We start from the raw sequence: 16,800 nt of genomic DNA, 5'->3' as shown, positions 1-16,800 counted from the left end.
GTTAGTTGTATAGTCTCGCAAAAGAATGCTACCGTTCATTCTTTTTGCGGGACTATTAATTTGTCCTCGTGTCCATATGTAGACAGGAGCCAAGGTAATCGCAGTGATAGGGAGGGCACTCGGATTGCATCGACTCATTTAGTCGGAATGTGGTGAAACAACTGTTGTTAATGAATTACTCGTTAATATAAAGATAGCATTACTTCTAAAGAAATAAACAACAAGAGCAAGAGTTGTTCATTATTTACTAAATAGGTGTGGTAAATTTGTTACATGAAAATACTATTGCAGTGTTCTTCATGACTGTGGATTGCTGTTATTACCTTTAAAGTTAAAGGAAATTTAGACTACGATTTTAAATTGGAGGTGTTACCATGGAAAGACGTGTAGTCATTACTGGTATGGGAGCAGTAACTGCTCAGGGAGTAGGGGCAGATACTCTTTGGCAATCAATAAGAAATGGAAAGTCTGGTATTACAAGAATTGAGCGAATAGAGGTAGCCGACCTTCCCACACAGATTGGTGCGGAAATAAAGGATTTTGACCCAAATGTTTTTATAGAAAAGAAAGAATTAAAAAGAATGGATAGGTTTGCGCAATATGCCATGGCGGCAACAGGCTTGGCTGTAGAGGATTCACAGCTGGATTTAGCTGCGATTAATCATAAACGCCTGGGCGCAATCATTGGGACAGGTATCGGAGGCATTGAAACCTTAGAAAAACAGCATAATGTCCTAATAGAGAAAGGGGCCGATAGGATTAGTCCTTTCTTTGTACCGATGATGTTACCCAATATGGCTAATGGACTTGTTGCTATCAAGTATGGAATCAAAGGTTTTTCTGAGTGTATTGTGACTGCCTGCGCATCTTCTACGAACGCAATTGGTGATGCTTACAAAGTAATCCAGAGAAACATAGCCGATGTTATATTCGCGGGTGGAACGGAAGCACCGATTACAAGGTTGGCGATGGCTGGTTTCTGTGCTATGAAGGCTATGACAACAAATACGGATGCGTCGCTAGCCAGTCGCCCCTTCGACTCAAACCGGGACGGTTTTGTCATAGGAGAAGGATCTGGTGTTTTGGTTCTCGAAGAACTTAACCATGCTTTACAAAGGGGTGCGAAAATCATTGCGGAAGTAGTAGGGTATGGCTGTACCAATGATGCATATCATATTACTGCGAGCGACGAAGCAGGGGCGGCTAATTGTATGAGAGTGGCTTTGGAGGATGCAGAAATAGCTCCGACCGATATTGGCTATATAAATGCCCACGGGACATCGACTCCCATCGGTGACCGGAATGAAACGACGGCAATAAAATCGGTTTTTGAAAAGTATGCCTACCAGCTTCCTGTCAGTTCCACAAAATCAATGACCGGTCACTTACTTGGTGCAGCAGGCGCAATTGAAGCAATTATTACGGCTTCAGCTCTTAGAGACGGTTTTTTACCACCTACTGTTAACTATAAATCTCCAGACCCGGAGTGTGATTTGGATTATATCCCCAATGAGGGGAGAAAAGCACGTATTACGTATGCGATGTCTAATTCTTTTGGTTTTGGCGGTCAGAATGCTACACTGATTTTAAGGGCGTTCTAATTTAAGATTTCCCCTTTGTATTCCGCGTCTGCGCGTTACCCTACGGAATGTCAGGTAGAATATGCACTTTGTATATGGGTGCGAATTTAAATTAAAAGCGTTGTGAGTGAGGCGTCATGATAGACACAAAAGATACTATTGCCAGATGTATTAATTTCATCGAGGCTAATCTTTCGAATAAGATTAGCCTTGATAACGTTGCGCTGCACTGCCATATTTCTAAATACCACCTGCACAGAATGTTTAAATCATTAACAGGCGAAGCGTTAATGGATTATTTCCAATCCCGAAAACTTTCGGCGAGTATTAATGATTTAATCCATACGAATATGAGAATTGTTGATATTGCTTTCAACTATGGGTTTGATTATGAGCAGTCTTATATTAGAGCCTTTCGTAAAAAATTTGGCTACACTCCGCAAAAAGTTCGGTCAGGACAAATGTCACTGAGAGTTACAGAAAAGTTAAACCTCAATGATATTTATGCGGTTGATAATTCGGCTATATACAAACCTTTCTTTGTATTTAGGCCGAAAACATATCTGGTAGGCGCTAAGCATAAGATAATGAGCAAATCGGGGGATAAGACGGCTAATCGTTTTGGCAGAGAGTTTTTCTTTAATCAGAAGCAACACATTACAAATCCGATTAACCCGCATGTTTACTATGGGTACACGGATTGGAGCGGCAGCAATGACGGCTATATTTACTATATGCCATCTGTTCAGGTTCAGGATTTGTCAAAGGTTCCCCCAGAAATGTTCGGAGTGGAAATTCCAGCATATAAATATGTAGTTTTTCGTTTTGTAGGTTTTTTTCGGCCGGAGGAGATCAATGGAAGGCAAGTTGGTAGATTGTTGGTTCACATGTATTCTAAATGGATATTGAATTCTGGCTTTACGTTTGCAGATACGTTTCGATTTGAACTGATAGATACCTCAATATCAAGAGATAATTATTGTGAACTGGATATTTATCAGCCGATTACGTCCCTACATGATATGTTCCAGCACAAAGACAATATAGATTATTGAATAGGTACCACACTGAACCGTGGTATAAGATAAACGCTTGGATATATAACGGCTAAGAACCAACCAATCCGTATGGTTTGTTGGTTCTTTTTATTATGAAAAATTCGGGATGCCTGAGGAAGTAAAGCAGGAAAAAAAGAGAAGTTGACGAATAATATATTATGTAAATTTAAAAAGCTGCTACACTGTGAGAGGAGCCAATGCTCATGATATTTACTGACATAGTAAACCAGATCATAAACGGCGGCTTCAAAACGCATTTGATGGTTTACTTACTTAGCTTAGCATTAGGGATTTTCATAATTCAGCTGGTATTTAACAAACTGCTCAAAATAGTAGTAAGAAAAACCAACATCTCATATTCCTTGTTGCAACAGACATTAAAAGGAATCCCGACGTTGTTGGGCATTGTTATTGGCCTCTATGTTGTTATGGAAATCTTGACAATTCCACCGCGGCCGCTGCTCTTTCTCCAAAGGCTATTTAACGCCCTTGTTATTATGTCCCTGACTCTCTTGGTTGCACGTTTATTCTCCGGCTATCTTAAGCAAAAGTTCGGGAAAACATCCGGAGCTTTCGCTTCCACTTCGATCTTAGCAACAACAATTGACCTGACTGTTTACACTATCGGCATACTGTTTTTGCTAGAATCTTTTGGAGTTGCGATCTCTCCTTTGCTCACTGCTTTGGGCGTTGGCGGTTTGGCTGTCGCATTGGCGTTGCAGGACACTCTGGCGAATTTGTTTTCCGGCATCAATATTCTGGTGGCCAAACAAATCAAGATTGGTGATTTCGTTAAACTCTCGACCGGCGAAGAAGGTCATATAGTGGATATGAGCTGGCGCAATACCACAATAAAAACCTCCAATGAGAATATGGTGGTCATACCTAACCAAAAATTTGCTACATCTACAATCACCAATTATGCACAACCGTTTGCTGAATGTTCCATTGCCATTCCTGTAAGAGTCAGTTATGAAAGTGATTTGGATCATGTGGAGAAAGTTTCTATTGCGGTTGCAAAAGAAATTCTCCAAGAAACGAATGGCGGAGTCAATAGTTTTGAGCCGTTGGTCCGGTACTTCAGTTTCGCTGAGTCCAGCATTGACTTTAACGTCATCATGAGAGTGAAGACCGTAACAGACCAGCACCTCATTCGCCATGAATTCATTAAGAGACTTCATGACCGGTATCAACAGGAAAAAATAATAATTCCGTTTCCGACTAGAACGGTCAACTGGGAGCGGGCACCGCTGTTGTAAGAACGCTGGGGCCTACCATGAAAATATGAACCATGGTAGACCCCAGCTTTATAAGAAAATATAGTTTTGTGTAAATGTACATAATAAAAAAGATTAGAATTAACCAGGTAATACAGGTAAGATTCCGTTACCTTACTTACAAAGGGGTGCTATTATGCTTACTGCTAGCAGCGAAACTGAATACAGAATTTGTGATTACTGTGGTAAAGAAAGAAAATGTTTCGTAGAACGAAAATTGGATAGCGAACAGGCCATGTGCGCCTATTGCTTAGCCGTTATGTATTGCTATTATTGAGAGGCAGTATAGCGAATTCGGCATAACTTGACTTTAGGGGATAAGTTGGACTGACCGCAATCTTTGCAGTAGGCAAGGTTGCGGTCTTGCTTTTTAACATATGTTTGGTTTGGCGGTGTCTGTCCGGAATGCTCTGCTATTTTGAAAGGGAGAGTGGAGCGTGATCATACCAGTCAAATATGGGAGTGCTCTCGTATTCTCTAGAATAAAAGATTTACTTGCACAGCGGGAGTAGGTAAAATGGAATATATAAATGGCAAAATTCGTCGAAAAAAGAAGGAATTTAGAAATTGGTTGACGGTAATAAATTGATGCTGAAGATTTCACGGATAAGCTTGTTACTAATCTTAATTACGATATTTATCAATGGTTTACCTAATGTGGTGTTTGCTTGGCAACGTCTTGAACAGCCTGACGTGTACTCCATAACGAATTTTGAAATTATTGAAGACGTAAACGGCGTATATGATTTTGCTGCAATAAATTCTGATGCTTTTACAAATCAATTTCAGCAGTACACGGAAAAGGTGATTTCGCTGGGAATTACTAAATCAGTCTACTGGATACGCTTTCACTTGCCGCACAACGATAACAAGGCAATGGAGTACGATCAACTGCTACAGCTTAATAATCCTAATATAGACAAGATTGATGTGTTTATCCCTGTTGCCGATAAAAGCAGTAGTTTAGGGGTGCAGTATTTTGTAAAAACAGTGGGAGTGAGCAGACCTTCAACGAATAGGGACGTTTGGGATAACACATGGGTGTTTCCTATTCCGCATCAATTTTGCCAGGATCAATTTGTGTACCTCCGGCTTGAAAGTAGTTCGGCCTTGCGTTTGCCGGTTTTAGTGTGGCAGAATAAGTCCTTCCTGTCACAGGCTTTTTTGAAGAATATGGGTTTTGGCATTTTCTATGGTATCCTTTTCGCGATGTTTCTTTATAATCTTTTTATTTTTTCCGTTTTGCGGGATAAAGCCTATTTATTTTACATTTTATATATTGGGTTTATGCTGCTTTATCAGTTGCAGGTGCACGGGCATTTAAAACTATGGTTGGATACTTCCTATCAAATATATAATTCGATATTTTGGGTAGATTTAGCGGCCGCTTTTATAGCATCAATTTATTTTACCTATAATTTTCTTCAGGTTCACCATGAAGACGCTCCTTGGAGCAAAATTAGAAAGGCCTTCGTGGGAATGGCGATAGTACAAGGAATATTAGGTGTTTGGGGCTATAATCTTTGGGCTAACCAGATTGCCCATGGCTTGGGTCTGGTTGGTCCATTGTTTATCATGGGTCTGGCTGCGTTTCGTTTCCGTCAAGGGTTTAGGCCGGCTCGCTATTACTTCTTGGCCTGGGGGATACTTTCCGTGGGAATCGTGGTATGGGTGCTGGCGGCTTATATACCAGACACATTTTCTGCGATTAACTATCTAATGGTTGCTACCGCTTCCGAATCAATTTTGCTTTCTTTTGCTTTATCAGATAGATTTAAAACTATGCGAATGAAAGAATTGGTAATGAAGAAGTATATTCAGTATTACCGCGATTTAAGTTTAACCGATGAATTAACCGGTTTATATAATAAACGTTATTTAAAAAAGAGAATGAAACAAGAAATAGATATAGCACACCAGAATGGCGAGCAGCTTACGCTTATGGTCATTGATATTGATCATTTTAAATCGTATAACGATCGGTATGGACATTGGGAGGGAGACCGGGTGTTGCTTAGGTTCGGTGAAGTATTGTTAACTGTTTTGGAAAGTTGGCATTTGGCGTTTCGTTATGGTGGAGAAGAATTTGTCATATTGCTGCCTAATGTAAGTTGTGAGGATGCTATGCCTATTGCCGAAAGTATTCGAAATAAATTCAAGAATGAAGAGTTTACCCCCGTTTCCAATATAAAGGCAACGGTGAGTGTCAGTATCGGTTTAGCTGAGTTAAGGTCTGATGATACTGTTGAATCGTTGTTTCAAAGAGCGGACGACGCGATGTATAAAGCGAAGACAACCGGAAGAAACCGGGTTGTTTATTATGCGGATCAGGTGAAAGCCTCTGGTTAATGAAAAACTTATCTGCCTAAAACACATTTATTAGTTTTTTGCGCCTGTCACTTTGACACTTGAAGTTGAATAATTTTATAATTTTTTTAGCAAATTTTATAAAGTTTTTAAACATCCTTTATAGCCAGTTTATATTCGGCTTGTATAATGAGCTCATAACAACGAGGGAGGTTATTATACATGAACAAACTGCTAGTACTCTACGATATGCTGAAAACCATGAAAGGCAAAGAAGTGATTACAGGCAGTCTCACTGCCAAGGTGGAAAAAGGTCAGGTAAAGATGTTTGGCCTGGAAAGTGAATTTGAAAAAAATCTGGTAACCGGGCAAACCAAGTCCAAGGTGAATGTGGAAATGGACTATGAGGGAAAAACGGCAGACGGTGAGGCTGGGAAATCTCAACACGAGCATTGTTGGGCGGGGGAAAGGCACCGTGGTTTTGAGCACCACCATGGTTTTCACGACCGGGGCGATCTACGGGCCAGGTTTTCCCGCTTGGCCGTTTGCATCAGTCTCCTGCACTCTTTGCAATTGGATAAAAGGGAAGACAAAAAGATGGTTTTCACTCTTAATGGTCAGGATCTCCCCGAGGATGTTAAGGAGTTGTTTCAGCAAAGAATGAGACATGCTGCTTGCCATCATCCTCAGGGTGGCGGACTGATGAAAGTATTTCAGTCGTCGACATCCCTGGATTTTGTAATGACGGTGCTGGTCAATGAACAGGCAGAAGTGGAAAAAATCCGGGTTGTGGCTGTCAATGAGGAAGAGCTAACGGCCACCGGAGAATTATCCCTTCGGTGGTGATGATAAACAGCAAGGGGGCGGAAAAGCTTTGCACCCTTGCTGTTTTCTCCTATAATAAGGAGAGAATAAGGAGTGGCAACGGAAGGGGAAACCTATGAAGCGATTCAGAGGCCGGCGTAACCATCATGAGCATTTTCTCCGGCATTATAAAATGTTCCGGCTGCTGCGGCCGGCCGGAGTATTATTTAATCTTGTCGTATTTTACTTACTGTTTATCTGGGCAGTCGATAAACAATTGGTTATTCTGTTCGGGACACTGCTGATCCTGAAAGAAATCGCCCATTTTCTTTTTTTACTGCGGTTTGATCGCCGAACTATCCAGCCCATGATTAAATTGAAGCAGGGCCTGGATGAGGTAACCCAGGGAAACTACCTCGTGAAGGTAGAGAATAGTTTGCCCAATGATATGGCCATTGTCCTTGATTCCTTTAATCAAATGACAGCCAAACTCCATGAAGGGGAACGGCTGCAGGCCGAGTATGAGGAAAATCGGAAGGCTCTGTTGGCTAATATTTCTCATGATTTAAAGACTCCTATTACGGCCATTCAAGGGTACGTAGAAGCTTTACTGGATAGTTCACCGGGAACCGGGGAAAACCGAGAAAAATATATCCGGACGATTTACCACAATACGGTGTATGTAAATAAATTAATTGATGACCTGTTTCTTTTTGCCAAACTAGACATGCAGAAGCTTGAGTTTCAATTTAAACGGACGGATATCGGGGCCTTTATGGATGACCTGATGGAAGAGTATGGTTTTGACTACCACGAACGAAATATAGTTTTTGAGTACCAAAACTCCCTGAAGGAACCGGTTTGGGTGGATCTGGACGGCAAACGGCTGCGGCAGGCCATCAATAATATCTTAAACAATGCACTAAATCACGGACCTAGCCAGGGACTTGTCCTGGAAGCTAGTCTATCGAGACAAGGAGAATTGATCTGTCTGGATATCCGGGATAACGGACCAGGTATTCCTGCTGAGAAACTTCCGTTTATCTTCGACCGGTTTTACCGCATTGACCAGGAACGGCCCAAAGAAATTGCCGGCACCGGCCTGGGGCTGGCAATCGCCAAGGAACTGGTTGAGGCCCACCGGGGGGAGATTACCGCTCAGAGCGTGGAACACGAAGGCTGCTGTTTTTCCGTTAAACTGCCGGTAAGCGAGGACGGGAAGAGGAGATGGACAGATGAAACAAATCCTGATAATTGAAGACGATTTGGATATCGCGGAATTGGAGCGGGACTATCTCCAGCTAAACGGTTATAAGGTTGATATTGTTCAGGACGGCCTGACCGGGGCCCAAAAAGCAGCTTCCGGTGTTTATGACGCGATAGTGGTGGATCTGATGCTGCCGGGAAAAGATGGTTTTGATATCATCCGGGACATCCGTAAGATCCAGGAAATTCCTGTCCTGGTGGTATCGGCCAAGACGGAAGAAATTGATAAAATTCGTGGTCTGGATGTAGGCGCCGACGATTACTTGACCAAGCCCTTCAGCCCGGCGGAGCTGGTGGCAAGAATCAAGGCGCATCTCAACCGCTACCAACGGCTGAAAGGCGCTGCTCCGGGCCAGGATATTTTGCAGGCTAAAGGCTTGGAGATTAATATGGCATCCCGCAAGGTTTGGGTAAATGACCGGGAAATTCAGCTCACTACCAAGGAATATGAGCTTCTGCTGTTCCTGGTTTCCAATCCTAATATTGTCTTTAGTAAAGAGCATTTGTTTGACGCCATCTGGGGCAATGATAATTTTGGCGAAGTTGCCACCGTAGCTGTTCACATCCAGAAGATCCGCAAAAAGGTGGAAAGGGACCCAGCCAATCCTGAACTGATTGAAACCCTCTGGGGAACTGGGTATCGCTTCAATTCTGTTTAAAATATTATTGCAAACATGTTACGGCAGTCTATTTCTCTTTAAAGAACAGGAGGAATAGACAACAACATGTCAGAAAGAAGACGTGAGGTCATCCGGAGGTAGTTATGATAAAAGATCGTTTCAGCATAGGGGAAATGTCAAAATTACATAATATTCCTGTTAAGACCTTGCGCTATTATGATGAAATTGGGCTATTCAAGCCGATGGAGGTTGACGGCAATAATAGCTACAGATATTATTCGATTGAACAGTTTGAGAAACTGAACACCATCAAATATTTAAAATTCCTGGGGCTGCCCCTTAAAGAAATACAGAGACATCTGGAGATACGCGATGCAGGGTTGTTTTTAGAATTGCTTAAGAATCAAAGAGAAACTACTCAAACTATCATCGAACAACTGGAATTGGTAAAAAACCAATTCCATAATCGGATTGAGGAAATAGAAGGGTTTTTGAATAGAGAGTTAATAGAGGAGCCGATTATGAAGACATTGCCATTGCGTATGATTGTCAGTCTTCATGAGCCAATCTCTTCTGAATATGAGTGGGAACTTGCGTTACGGCGACTAGTAGAAAAAACTAATGGAAATCCGATGCTGTTTATTGGCAGAGTAGGGTTAACCGTTTCTCAAGAGAATTTACGTATCAATAAGTTTGACGAATACAATTCGGTGTTCATTCTCTGGGAAGAACCGCTCGATGAAATGCAAAGGGTAAGTTATTTGCGGGAAGGCGATTATGCATGTATTCATTATCGAGGAAATCATAGTATCTCAAAAGAGTATTATGAGCGGCTAATGCAATTTATTGATGATGCTGGTTATGAAATTGAAGGAGATTCAATAGAGCGGACGGTCATCAATCAGTATATAACCTGCGATAAAAGTAAATATATTACGGAAATACAAATTCCCGTCAAAAAGACCGATTGACACTCCAGTTACTGGATACTTTATAATTGATATTATCAATGAAAAGCTATATATGCAGGTAAGAACCAGGGGGTTCAATTCGGTTTTGGGTTGGAGGTTACTATGCGATATTCTGTGGATACATCCGTATTTGAAATCAATCCCAACATTAAGTTTGGCATCTTAATAGGTAAGAACATAAGGAATTCGGAGACGACGCCCGGTGATGAAGGAAAATTAAGAGATGCTGAGAGAAGGATGCGTGAAAACTTTCGGGCTGATCAGGTGAGAGAACTGCCTAATGTATTGCTGTATAGGGAATTTATGACCAACGCAGGTATCAACCCCAATAAGTTTCCTCCTTCTGTTGAAGCAATGTTTAAAAGAATTCTTAAAGGTGGGACGCTGCCGATTATTAATGCCGTAGTTGATTTATGCAATGCTGTATCGATAGCGCGGACTATATCTTTGGGAGCACATGATTTGAAGGACATACAGGAGGATCTTGAAGTTCGTTTTGCCGGGGAAGGAGATAGATTTCTTCCTTTTGGTGCCACAGAATATGAAAATGTAGACAAAGGTGAGCTGATTTTTACGAGCGGAAATACCGTTCAAACCAGGAAGTGGATTTGGCGGCAAAGTGAATTAGGAAAAACTGCAATTGATAGCAAGGATATTTTCTTTCAGCTTGTAGGATTTGAAGCAGCTGACCTTGCCAAGGCCATGGCTGATATAGAAAACTTAGTCATAGCGAGGTTTCAAGGGACATGCCAAAAGCATATTGTTGATTTGAATAATAGATACATTGACTTTTGAAAATTTATAACTATTTGGTGGTCACCCGTAAATGATCAATCATGCCCTAAATTCTTAGCTGGATCAGGATTTACAAGAAATATCAGATACCTGTGAACTATATCGCTGGAGATGGCGAAAAAATAAGAGCCAGAATGTCTCGATTGTAGAGATGTTCTGGCTCTTTACTATGAAAATGCTTTGTATAGGTCAATTTAGGCTTAAAACTCGGCAGGAGTATGGCGATAGGCGTTTCTGATTTGGGAAAAACGCGACTTATAGTTATAAATTTAATACAAAAGTTAAATTTACAGGGACGATTATGAAATTACATTAAGTAAATAATGTATACATGTAAATAAAAACAGCAAAAATGGAGGATTTTTCTAATTTATGTATAACATTTACAGTTATTGTAGTAACTCAGTTTCAGGTGGAGTTTTCACTCCATTTGAGGCTAAGTTTCCCTATCCAGGACTTAGCACTTTTAAACTCCGTCTAAACCCTTGAGGTCAAGGAGAAGAGAGAGTCGCAGAGTGGATTAGTCATCGGATAAATTTATATGAGGAGGAGTTTGTGTTGACCAAGAAAACAATATGCTGGCTGGTTGCGCTTGTTTTGGTAATGGGTGTTGCCTTAACTGGCTGTGGCGGAGCCAAGAGTACTTCGGGGACGAAAAATGCTTTAGTGTTTGCCCAAGGTTCAGACCCCCGCGGCCTTGATCCGGCGTTTGTCGATGACGGGGAATCCGCTAAAATTCTTACCCAGGTTTTTGAAGGATTGGTGCGTTATAAGCCCGGCAGTACTGAAATCCAGCCGCTGTTAGCTACCGAATGGAACACTAGTGCCGACGGTAAGGAATGGACATTTAAGCTCCGTAAGGGAGTAAAATTCCATGATGGTACACCCTTTAATGCGCAGGCAGTAAAAATGAGTATTGAGCGTCAACTTCCTCCTAATCGTAAAGAAGATATGCCTTATGCTGAATTTACTTATGACGGGGTTACGAGTGTAGAAGCAATAGATGAGTATACTGTGAAAATTACTTTGGAAAAACCATCGGCAGCCTTTTTAGCCAACATGGCTATGCCGCTTTCGGCGCAAATCGTAAGTCCGGAAGCAGTGAAAAAATATGGCGACAAATTCATGGAAAATCCGGTAGGTACCGGGCCCTATAAATTTGTGAAGTGGGAAAAAGGGCAGCAAATTGAATTAGCCCAGTTTGATGATTACTGGGGCGATAAGCCGAAAATGCCAACGGTTATTTATAAATTCACGAAAGAAAACTCCGTCCGTGCCTCTGACTTGATTACCGGTGCTACCGATATTATGGACGGAGTAGATATCAATGATTTAAAAATGCTGCAGGACAAAGGTATGAAAATTGTTAAAGAGCCTGGTATGAATATCAACTATATGGGTTTCTATACTAACAAAAAGCCTTTTGATAATCAAAAGTTGAGAAAAGCGATCAGCATGGCTATCAATCGCCAATATCTAGTTGATTACTTGTATCAGGGAAATGCCCTGTTGCCCAACTCCATTCTCCCGAGCTTTATTCCTGGTTACTCTAAAGATGTTAAGCCGTATGATTTTAATCCGGAAGAGGCTAAGAAATTGTTAGCAGAAGCCGGTTATCCCAATGGATTCGAGTTTACGGCTATCACCTATTCAAATCCTCGTCCTTATAACCCGGCCAATGGTGAAAAACTGGCAGCAGCTATTCAGGCTGATTTAGCTAAAATCGGTGTGAAGATGAACATCAAGTCCTATCCCTGGAAGGAATACAAGCAGGTTCTGTTTAATGCGGAAGGCGATGCGTACTTCTATGGCTGGATCGGCGATAATGGCGATGCGGATAACTTCCTGATGTTATTAGACACTACGCAAATTAAGGGAAGTCTGAACTCTTCCAAATACTCTAATGCTGTGCTCGACAAGTTGCTGGAAGAAGGCCGGGCCTGTTTAGAGCCTGCCAAACGGGCCGCTATTTATGCAGAGGCTCAAAAAATTGCTGTGGAGGACGCTCCCTGGGTACTGTTAAGTCATAACATGGATATGGCTGCGTACCGGCCAAACGTGAAAGGATTTGCTTTGCATCCGACCGGGGTTCACTGGTTAGATATTGTGGCCAAAGAATAGAAAATATGAGTAAGAAGGTGGTTTCATAGTGAAATCACCTTCTTTTGTGAACAAGCGGTTGTAATTAAATGCAAGAGGTGGAGAATTTGACGAGTTATATTATCCGCAGGCTGTTACTCTTAGTGCCTGTATTGTTTGGAGTGTGTCTGGCAACCTTTTTAGTCATGCATTTGTTTACCGTTGATCCGGCTGTAGTAATATTGGGCGAACATGCCACAACGGATAAAATTAAAGCTTTGCAAGAGGAGTTAGGACTTAATAAGCCGATATATGTGCAATTCTGGGACTATATTTCTTTAGCGGTGCAAGGTGATTTCGGGAAATCGGTAATTACGAAAACTTCCATTACTGAAGAACTAATGAAGCGATTCCCTGCTACCGCTGAACTGGCCATTGTATCTATTGTTATTGCCTCCGTGTTTGGTATCCTTTTTGGTACCATCTCTGCGGTAAAGCAAAACTCCGTCTTTGATTACGGGACAATGGTGGTCGCTTTGCTAGGCGTCAGTATGCCCATTTTTTGGCTGGGGCTTATGATGATTATCCTTTTCTCTGTAACCCTTGGCTGGCTGCCGGCTTCCGGACGAATTTCCATAGGTATGGATCCTGGCCATATTACCGGAATGTATTTAGTGGATGCCCTTCTTACCTCGGATATGCCTGCTTTCATTGACGCGCTTCAGCATTTGCTGATGCCGGCTATCGCTTTAGGGGCCTACTCTATGGCTATTATTGCCCGGATGACCCGGGCTACTATGCTGGAGACCATTCGGCAGGACTATATTCGTACTGCCAGAGCCAAAGGACTGGCGGAAAAAGTGGTCATTGTCAAACATGCACTGCGTAATGCTCTTATTCCGGTTGTCACCGTTATCGGCTTGCAGATGGGTGCCTTGCTTGGGGGCGCGGTTCTTACTGAGACGGTGTTTTCCTGGCCGGGGATTGGTTCTTATGTAGTGGATGGAATTATGAAAACAGATTACCCGCGCGTGCAAGGTGCAGTGCTATTAATCGGCACAATTTTTGTTCTGGTCAATTTGATTGTTGATATTATCTATAGCTACTTAGACCCACGAATTCAGCATAGGTAGGAGGCGCGACTGTGGAATCAAATGTACAACTTCAAAGCAATCCTATAGCACACGCACCGGTAAAAGGTCCTGTTGCCGACTTTATCAGCCGGTTTATAAAATCGACTTCGGCGATGATCGGGTTAGGACTTTTGGTTATTCTGCTTTTATGTGCGGTATTTGCGCCGGTTTTGGCGCCCTACGACCCTTATGAAAGCAATCTTCCCCAGGCCTTACAGCCGCCTAGTGGGTCACATATTATGGGGACAGATGAACTAGGCAGGGATATTTTATCCCGCATTTTATACGGCGCGCGGATATCGTTGATAGTAGGCGTGGAAGCCGTAGGGTTAGCTCTCCTATGTGGAGTAATTCTTGGAGCCTTGGCCGGTTACTATGGCGGAAAAACCGATACGGCTATAATGGGGATTATGGACATTATGTTATCATTTCCTGACATTTTATTGGCTATAGCCTTTATGACCGTGATGGGGCGTGGTGTGGAAAAGGCTGTTATTGCTATCGGAATTGTCTCCATTCCTCAATATGCCCGTATTGTTCGCGGTAGTGTGCTGTCGGTAAAGGAAAATGTGTATGTCACTGCAGCCAGAGCCATTGGCAATAGCGATTTCCGGCTCATTTTCGTACATATTCTCCCCAATGTCCTGGCGCCCATTATTGTTCGCGCTACTATTGGTGTATCGGTAGCTATTTTGGAAGCGGCCGCACTGGGCTTTTTGGGTCTGGGTGTGGTACCGCCTGTTGCCGAATGGGGAACTATGCTGGGCTCTGGCCGGCAAACTATTTTTAATGCCCCCCATATAGTTACTTTTCCTGGCTTAGCTATCACGCTTACCGTAATGGCCTTCAACTTATTAGGGGACGGCCTGCGTGACGTGCTGGACCCGCGGTTGAAATAGGAGGAACAGCTGATGACACAAAAACCACTATTGGAAATTAAGAATCTACAAACTCATTTTCATGTTGATAAGCGGGTAGTAAAAGCAGTGGATGGAGTTAACATTAGTGTGAACGCGGGCGAGATGCTGGCAATAGTAGGGGAATCCGGGTGCGGAAAAAGCGTAACAGCCATGTCTGTTATGCGCCTTCTGCCTGAGCCGCCTGCCCGAATTCAGGGAGAGATCTTTTACGACGGACGCAACCTACTAAGCCTGTCGATGGATGAGGTCCGTGACATTCGTGGCAAGGAAATTTCCATGATTTTTCAGGAACCGATGACCTCCCTAAATCCCGCTTATACTGTGGGTGAACAGATTTCCGAAGCCATTCGGGTTCACGGTAACATCGATAAAAAAACGGCCTGGGCCAGAGCGGTGGAAATGCTGGAGAAGGTCGGAATTCCCGCGGCTGCTCAACGGGCCAAGGAATACCCTCATCAGATGAGCGGCGGTATGCGACAGCGGGTCATGATTGCCATGGCCTTGGCCTGTAATCCCAGAGTTTTGTTGGCTGATGAGCCGACAACAGCTTTGGATGTGACTATCCAGGCGCAAATTCTTGATTTAATCCGCCAATTGACTAAGGAGTTTAACACCGCGCTAGTGATGATTACCCATGACTTGGGAGTAGTAGCTGAGACTGCTCAGAATATGGTGGTAATGTATGCGGGAAGAGTGGTGGAGCAGGGAACGGTAGCCGACGTATTTGATAACCCCTGCCACCCGTATACAGTAGGTTTAATGAACTCCATTCCCAAACTGGAGGGGGTCAAGAAACAACGATTGCATACCATCGAGGGAACAGTGCCTGACCTGGCTTACCTGCCTATAGGCTGTGCGTTTGTTGACCGCTGCGAATACGCCAGAGAAAGTTGCCGGAATGAGCAGCCCCAACTTAAAACGTTGATGAATGGAAGGCAAATAGCCTGCCATTATCCGCTGGGAGGGAAACCGGTATGAGCGCACAAGAGGTATTATTAAATGTACGAAATCTTTATAAACACTTTCCCATCAGAGGCGGCATTTTTGGGCGTCCGGTAGGAGCTGTCCGGGCGGTAGACGGAATATCTTTTGATATTAAAAAAGGTGAGACGTTAGGTTTAGTAGGGGAATCAGGGTGCGGTAAGTCTACGACCGGTATGCTGATCCTGAGGCTGTTGGAGATGACTACGGGCGAGGTAATGTTTGAAGGCCAGAATGTGGGAAAAATGAATAAAAAGGAACTTCGTGGTTTTCGCCGGCATGCGCAGATCATTTTTCAGGATCCGTATGCCTCTCTTAACCCCCGGATGACAGTAGGCGAAATCATCGGCGAGCCGTTAATGCTTCATGGAATAGCCTCCGGACCGGAACGTGCCAAGCGTGTGGAGCAATTGCTGAATCTGGTAGGTTTAGGGTCTCATCAGGTGATGCGCTATCCGCATGAGTTTTCCGGTGGTCAGCGCCAGCGGATAGGTATTGCCAGAGCCCTGGCTGTAAATCCCAAACTTGTTGTATGCGATGAGCCGGTATCCGCCTTGGATGTGTCTATTCAATCTCAGATTCTGAATCTGTTAGTAGAACTTCAGCAGGAAATGGGGCTAACTTATTTGTTTATCGCTCATGGTTTGAATGTAGTAAAACATATTTCTGATCGTATTGGTGTCATGTATCTAGGAAAACTGGTGGAGTTAGGCGAAGGTGACGAATTAATCAGTAACCCCCTTCATCCCTATACCAAGACCTTGATCTCTGCCATTCCCCAGCCTAATCCCCAGGCGCAAAATAGCAGGATTCTTCTCTGCGGTGATGTGCCTAGCCCGGCCAATCCCCCAGCCGGCTGCCGTTTTCATACACGTTGTCCCAGCTGTCAAACCGTTTGTAGCGAAAAGGAACCGGAATTTAGGCAAATTGATAAACGGTTTGTTGCCTGCCACTTAGTAACCGGATAAAGAGAAAACATGTAAAGTCTTTAACTAAACCCTGTAAAAAT

14 protein-coding genes are annotated in these 16,800 nt (G+C 43.0%); all 14 read left to right on the top strand.

Going from position 1 to position 16,800, the window contains the following annotated elements; translation table 11 throughout:
- Positions 1-374 precede the first annotated feature (374 nt).
- Complete coding sequence (gene fabF / locus SRRS_RS23770; protein WP_371363891.1) at positions 375-1,601, top strand: beta-ketoacyl-ACP synthase II; 1,227 nt, start codon at positions 375-377, stop codon at positions 1,599-1,601.
- A 116-nt stretch (positions 1,602-1,717) separates the two neighbouring features.
- Positions 1,718-2,635: a helix-turn-helix domain-containing protein gene (locus SRRS_RS23765; protein ID WP_371363890.1), complete on the top strand. Its 918-nt coding sequence runs from the start codon at positions 1,718-1,720 to the stop codon at positions 2,633-2,635.
- A gap of 206 nt (positions 2,636-2,841) precedes the next feature.
- Positions 2,842-3,897 carry a mechanosensitive ion channel family protein gene (locus SRRS_RS23760; protein ID WP_371363889.1) on the top strand — a complete coding sequence of 352 codons (1,056 nt, stop codon included), beginning with the start codon at positions 2,842-2,844 and terminating at the stop codon, positions 3,895-3,897.
- A 585-nt stretch (positions 3,898-4,482) separates the two neighbouring features.
- On the top strand, positions 4,483-6,264 hold the full coding sequence (locus SRRS_RS23755; protein ID WP_371363888.1) for a diguanylate cyclase: 1,782 nt from the start codon (positions 4,483-4,485) through the stop codon (positions 6,262-6,264).
- A gap of 180 nt (positions 6,265-6,444) precedes the next feature.
- Complete coding sequence (locus SRRS_RS23750; RefSeq protein WP_371363887.1) at positions 6,445-7,068, top strand: hypothetical protein; 624 nt, start codon at positions 6,445-6,447, stop codon at positions 7,066-7,068.
- 94 nt (positions 7,069-7,162) lie between these two features.
- Positions 7,163-8,284: a sensor histidine kinase gene (locus SRRS_RS23745; RefSeq protein ID WP_371363886.1), complete on the top strand. Its 1,122-nt coding sequence runs from the start codon at positions 7,163-7,165 to the stop codon at positions 8,282-8,284.
- Positions 8,262-8,951 carry a response regulator transcription factor gene (locus SRRS_RS23740; RefSeq protein WP_371363885.1) on the top strand — a complete coding sequence of 230 codons (690 nt, stop codon included), beginning with the start codon at positions 8,262-8,264 and terminating at the stop codon, positions 8,949-8,951. The genes SRRS_RS23745 and SRRS_RS23740 overlap by 23 nt, the downstream gene beginning before the upstream one ends.
- Positions 8,952-9,055: 104 nt before the next feature.
- Entirely contained in the window at positions 9,056-9,883 is an 828-nt protein-coding gene (locus SRRS_RS23735; RefSeq protein ID WP_371363884.1) for a MerR family transcriptional regulator, read from the top strand.
- Between the two features lie 102 nt (positions 9,884-9,985).
- Positions 9,986-10,678, top strand: coding sequence for a B3/4 domain-containing protein (locus SRRS_RS23730; RefSeq protein ID WP_371363883.1), 693 nt, complete (start codon positions 9,986-9,988; stop codon positions 10,676-10,678).
- A 558-nt stretch (positions 10,679-11,236) separates the two neighbouring features.
- Positions 11,237-12,799: an ABC transporter substrate-binding protein gene (locus tag SRRS_RS23725; RefSeq protein WP_371363882.1), complete on the top strand. Its 1,563-nt coding sequence runs from the start codon at positions 11,237-11,239 to the stop codon at positions 12,797-12,799.
- 86 nt (positions 12,800-12,885) lie between these two features.
- On the top strand, positions 12,886-13,890 hold the full coding sequence (locus SRRS_RS23720) for an ABC transporter permease (protein WP_371363881.1): 1,005 nt from the start codon (positions 12,886-12,888) through the stop codon (positions 13,888-13,890).
- 11 nt (positions 13,891-13,901) lie between these two features.
- A complete protein-coding gene (locus SRRS_RS23715; protein ID WP_371363880.1) occupies positions 13,902-14,789 on the top strand; it encodes an ABC transporter permease in 888 nt (295 codons plus the stop codon).
- Positions 14,790-14,801: 12 nt separating this feature from the next.
- Positions 14,802-15,788: an ABC transporter ATP-binding protein gene (locus tag SRRS_RS23710; RefSeq protein ID WP_371363879.1), complete on the top strand. Its 987-nt coding sequence runs from the start codon at positions 14,802-14,804 to the stop codon at positions 15,786-15,788.
- On the top strand, positions 15,785-16,759 hold the full coding sequence (locus SRRS_RS23705) for an ABC transporter ATP-binding protein (protein WP_371363878.1): 975 nt from the start codon (positions 15,785-15,787) through the stop codon (positions 16,757-16,759). The genes SRRS_RS23710 and SRRS_RS23705 overlap by 4 nt, the downstream gene beginning before the upstream one ends.
- Positions 16,760-16,800 lie beyond the last annotated feature (41 nt).

The sequence above is a fragment of the Sporomusa rhizae genome (assembly GCF_041428845.1).
GTDB classification, from domain to species: Bacteria; Bacillota; Negativicutes; order Sporomusales; family Sporomusaceae; genus Sporomusa; species Sporomusa rhizae.
Note: the sequence above shows the minus strand (reverse complement) of the source record. Positions and strands in the feature narration are given on the sequence as shown.

Coding starts and splice junctions, on each gene's coding strand:
- fabF (WP_371363891.1), top strand. CDS start 375: ATGGAAAGACGTGTAGTCATTACTGGTATGGGAGCAGTAACTGCTCAG.
- SRRS_RS23765 (WP_371363890.1), top strand. CDS start 1,718: ATGATAGACACAAAAGATACTATTGCCAGATGTATTAATTTCATCGAG.
- SRRS_RS23760 (WP_371363889.1), top strand. CDS start 2,842: ATGATATTTACTGACATAGTAAACCAGATCATAAACGGCGGCTTCAAA.
- SRRS_RS23750 (WP_371363887.1), top strand. CDS start 6,445: ATGAACAAACTGCTAGTACTCTACGATATGCTGAAAACCATGAAAGGC.
- SRRS_RS23745 (WP_371363886.1), top strand. CDS start 7,163: ATGAAGCGATTCAGAGGCCGGCGTAACCATCATGAGCATTTTCTCCGG.
- SRRS_RS23740 (WP_371363885.1), top strand. CDS start 8,262: ATGAAACAAATCCTGATAATTGAAGACGATTTGGATATCGCGGAATTG.
- SRRS_RS23735 (WP_371363884.1), top strand. CDS start 9,056: ATGATAAAAGATCGTTTCAGCATAGGGGAAATGTCAAAATTACATAAT.
- SRRS_RS23730 (WP_371363883.1), top strand. CDS start 9,986: ATGCGATATTCTGTGGATACATCCGTATTTGAAATCAATCCCAACATT.
- SRRS_RS23710 (WP_371363879.1), top strand. CDS start 14,802: ATGACACAAAAACCACTATTGGAAATTAAGAATCTACAAACTCATTTT.
- SRRS_RS23705 (WP_371363878.1), top strand. CDS start 15,785: ATGAGCGCACAAGAGGTATTATTAAATGTACGAAATCTTTATAAACAC.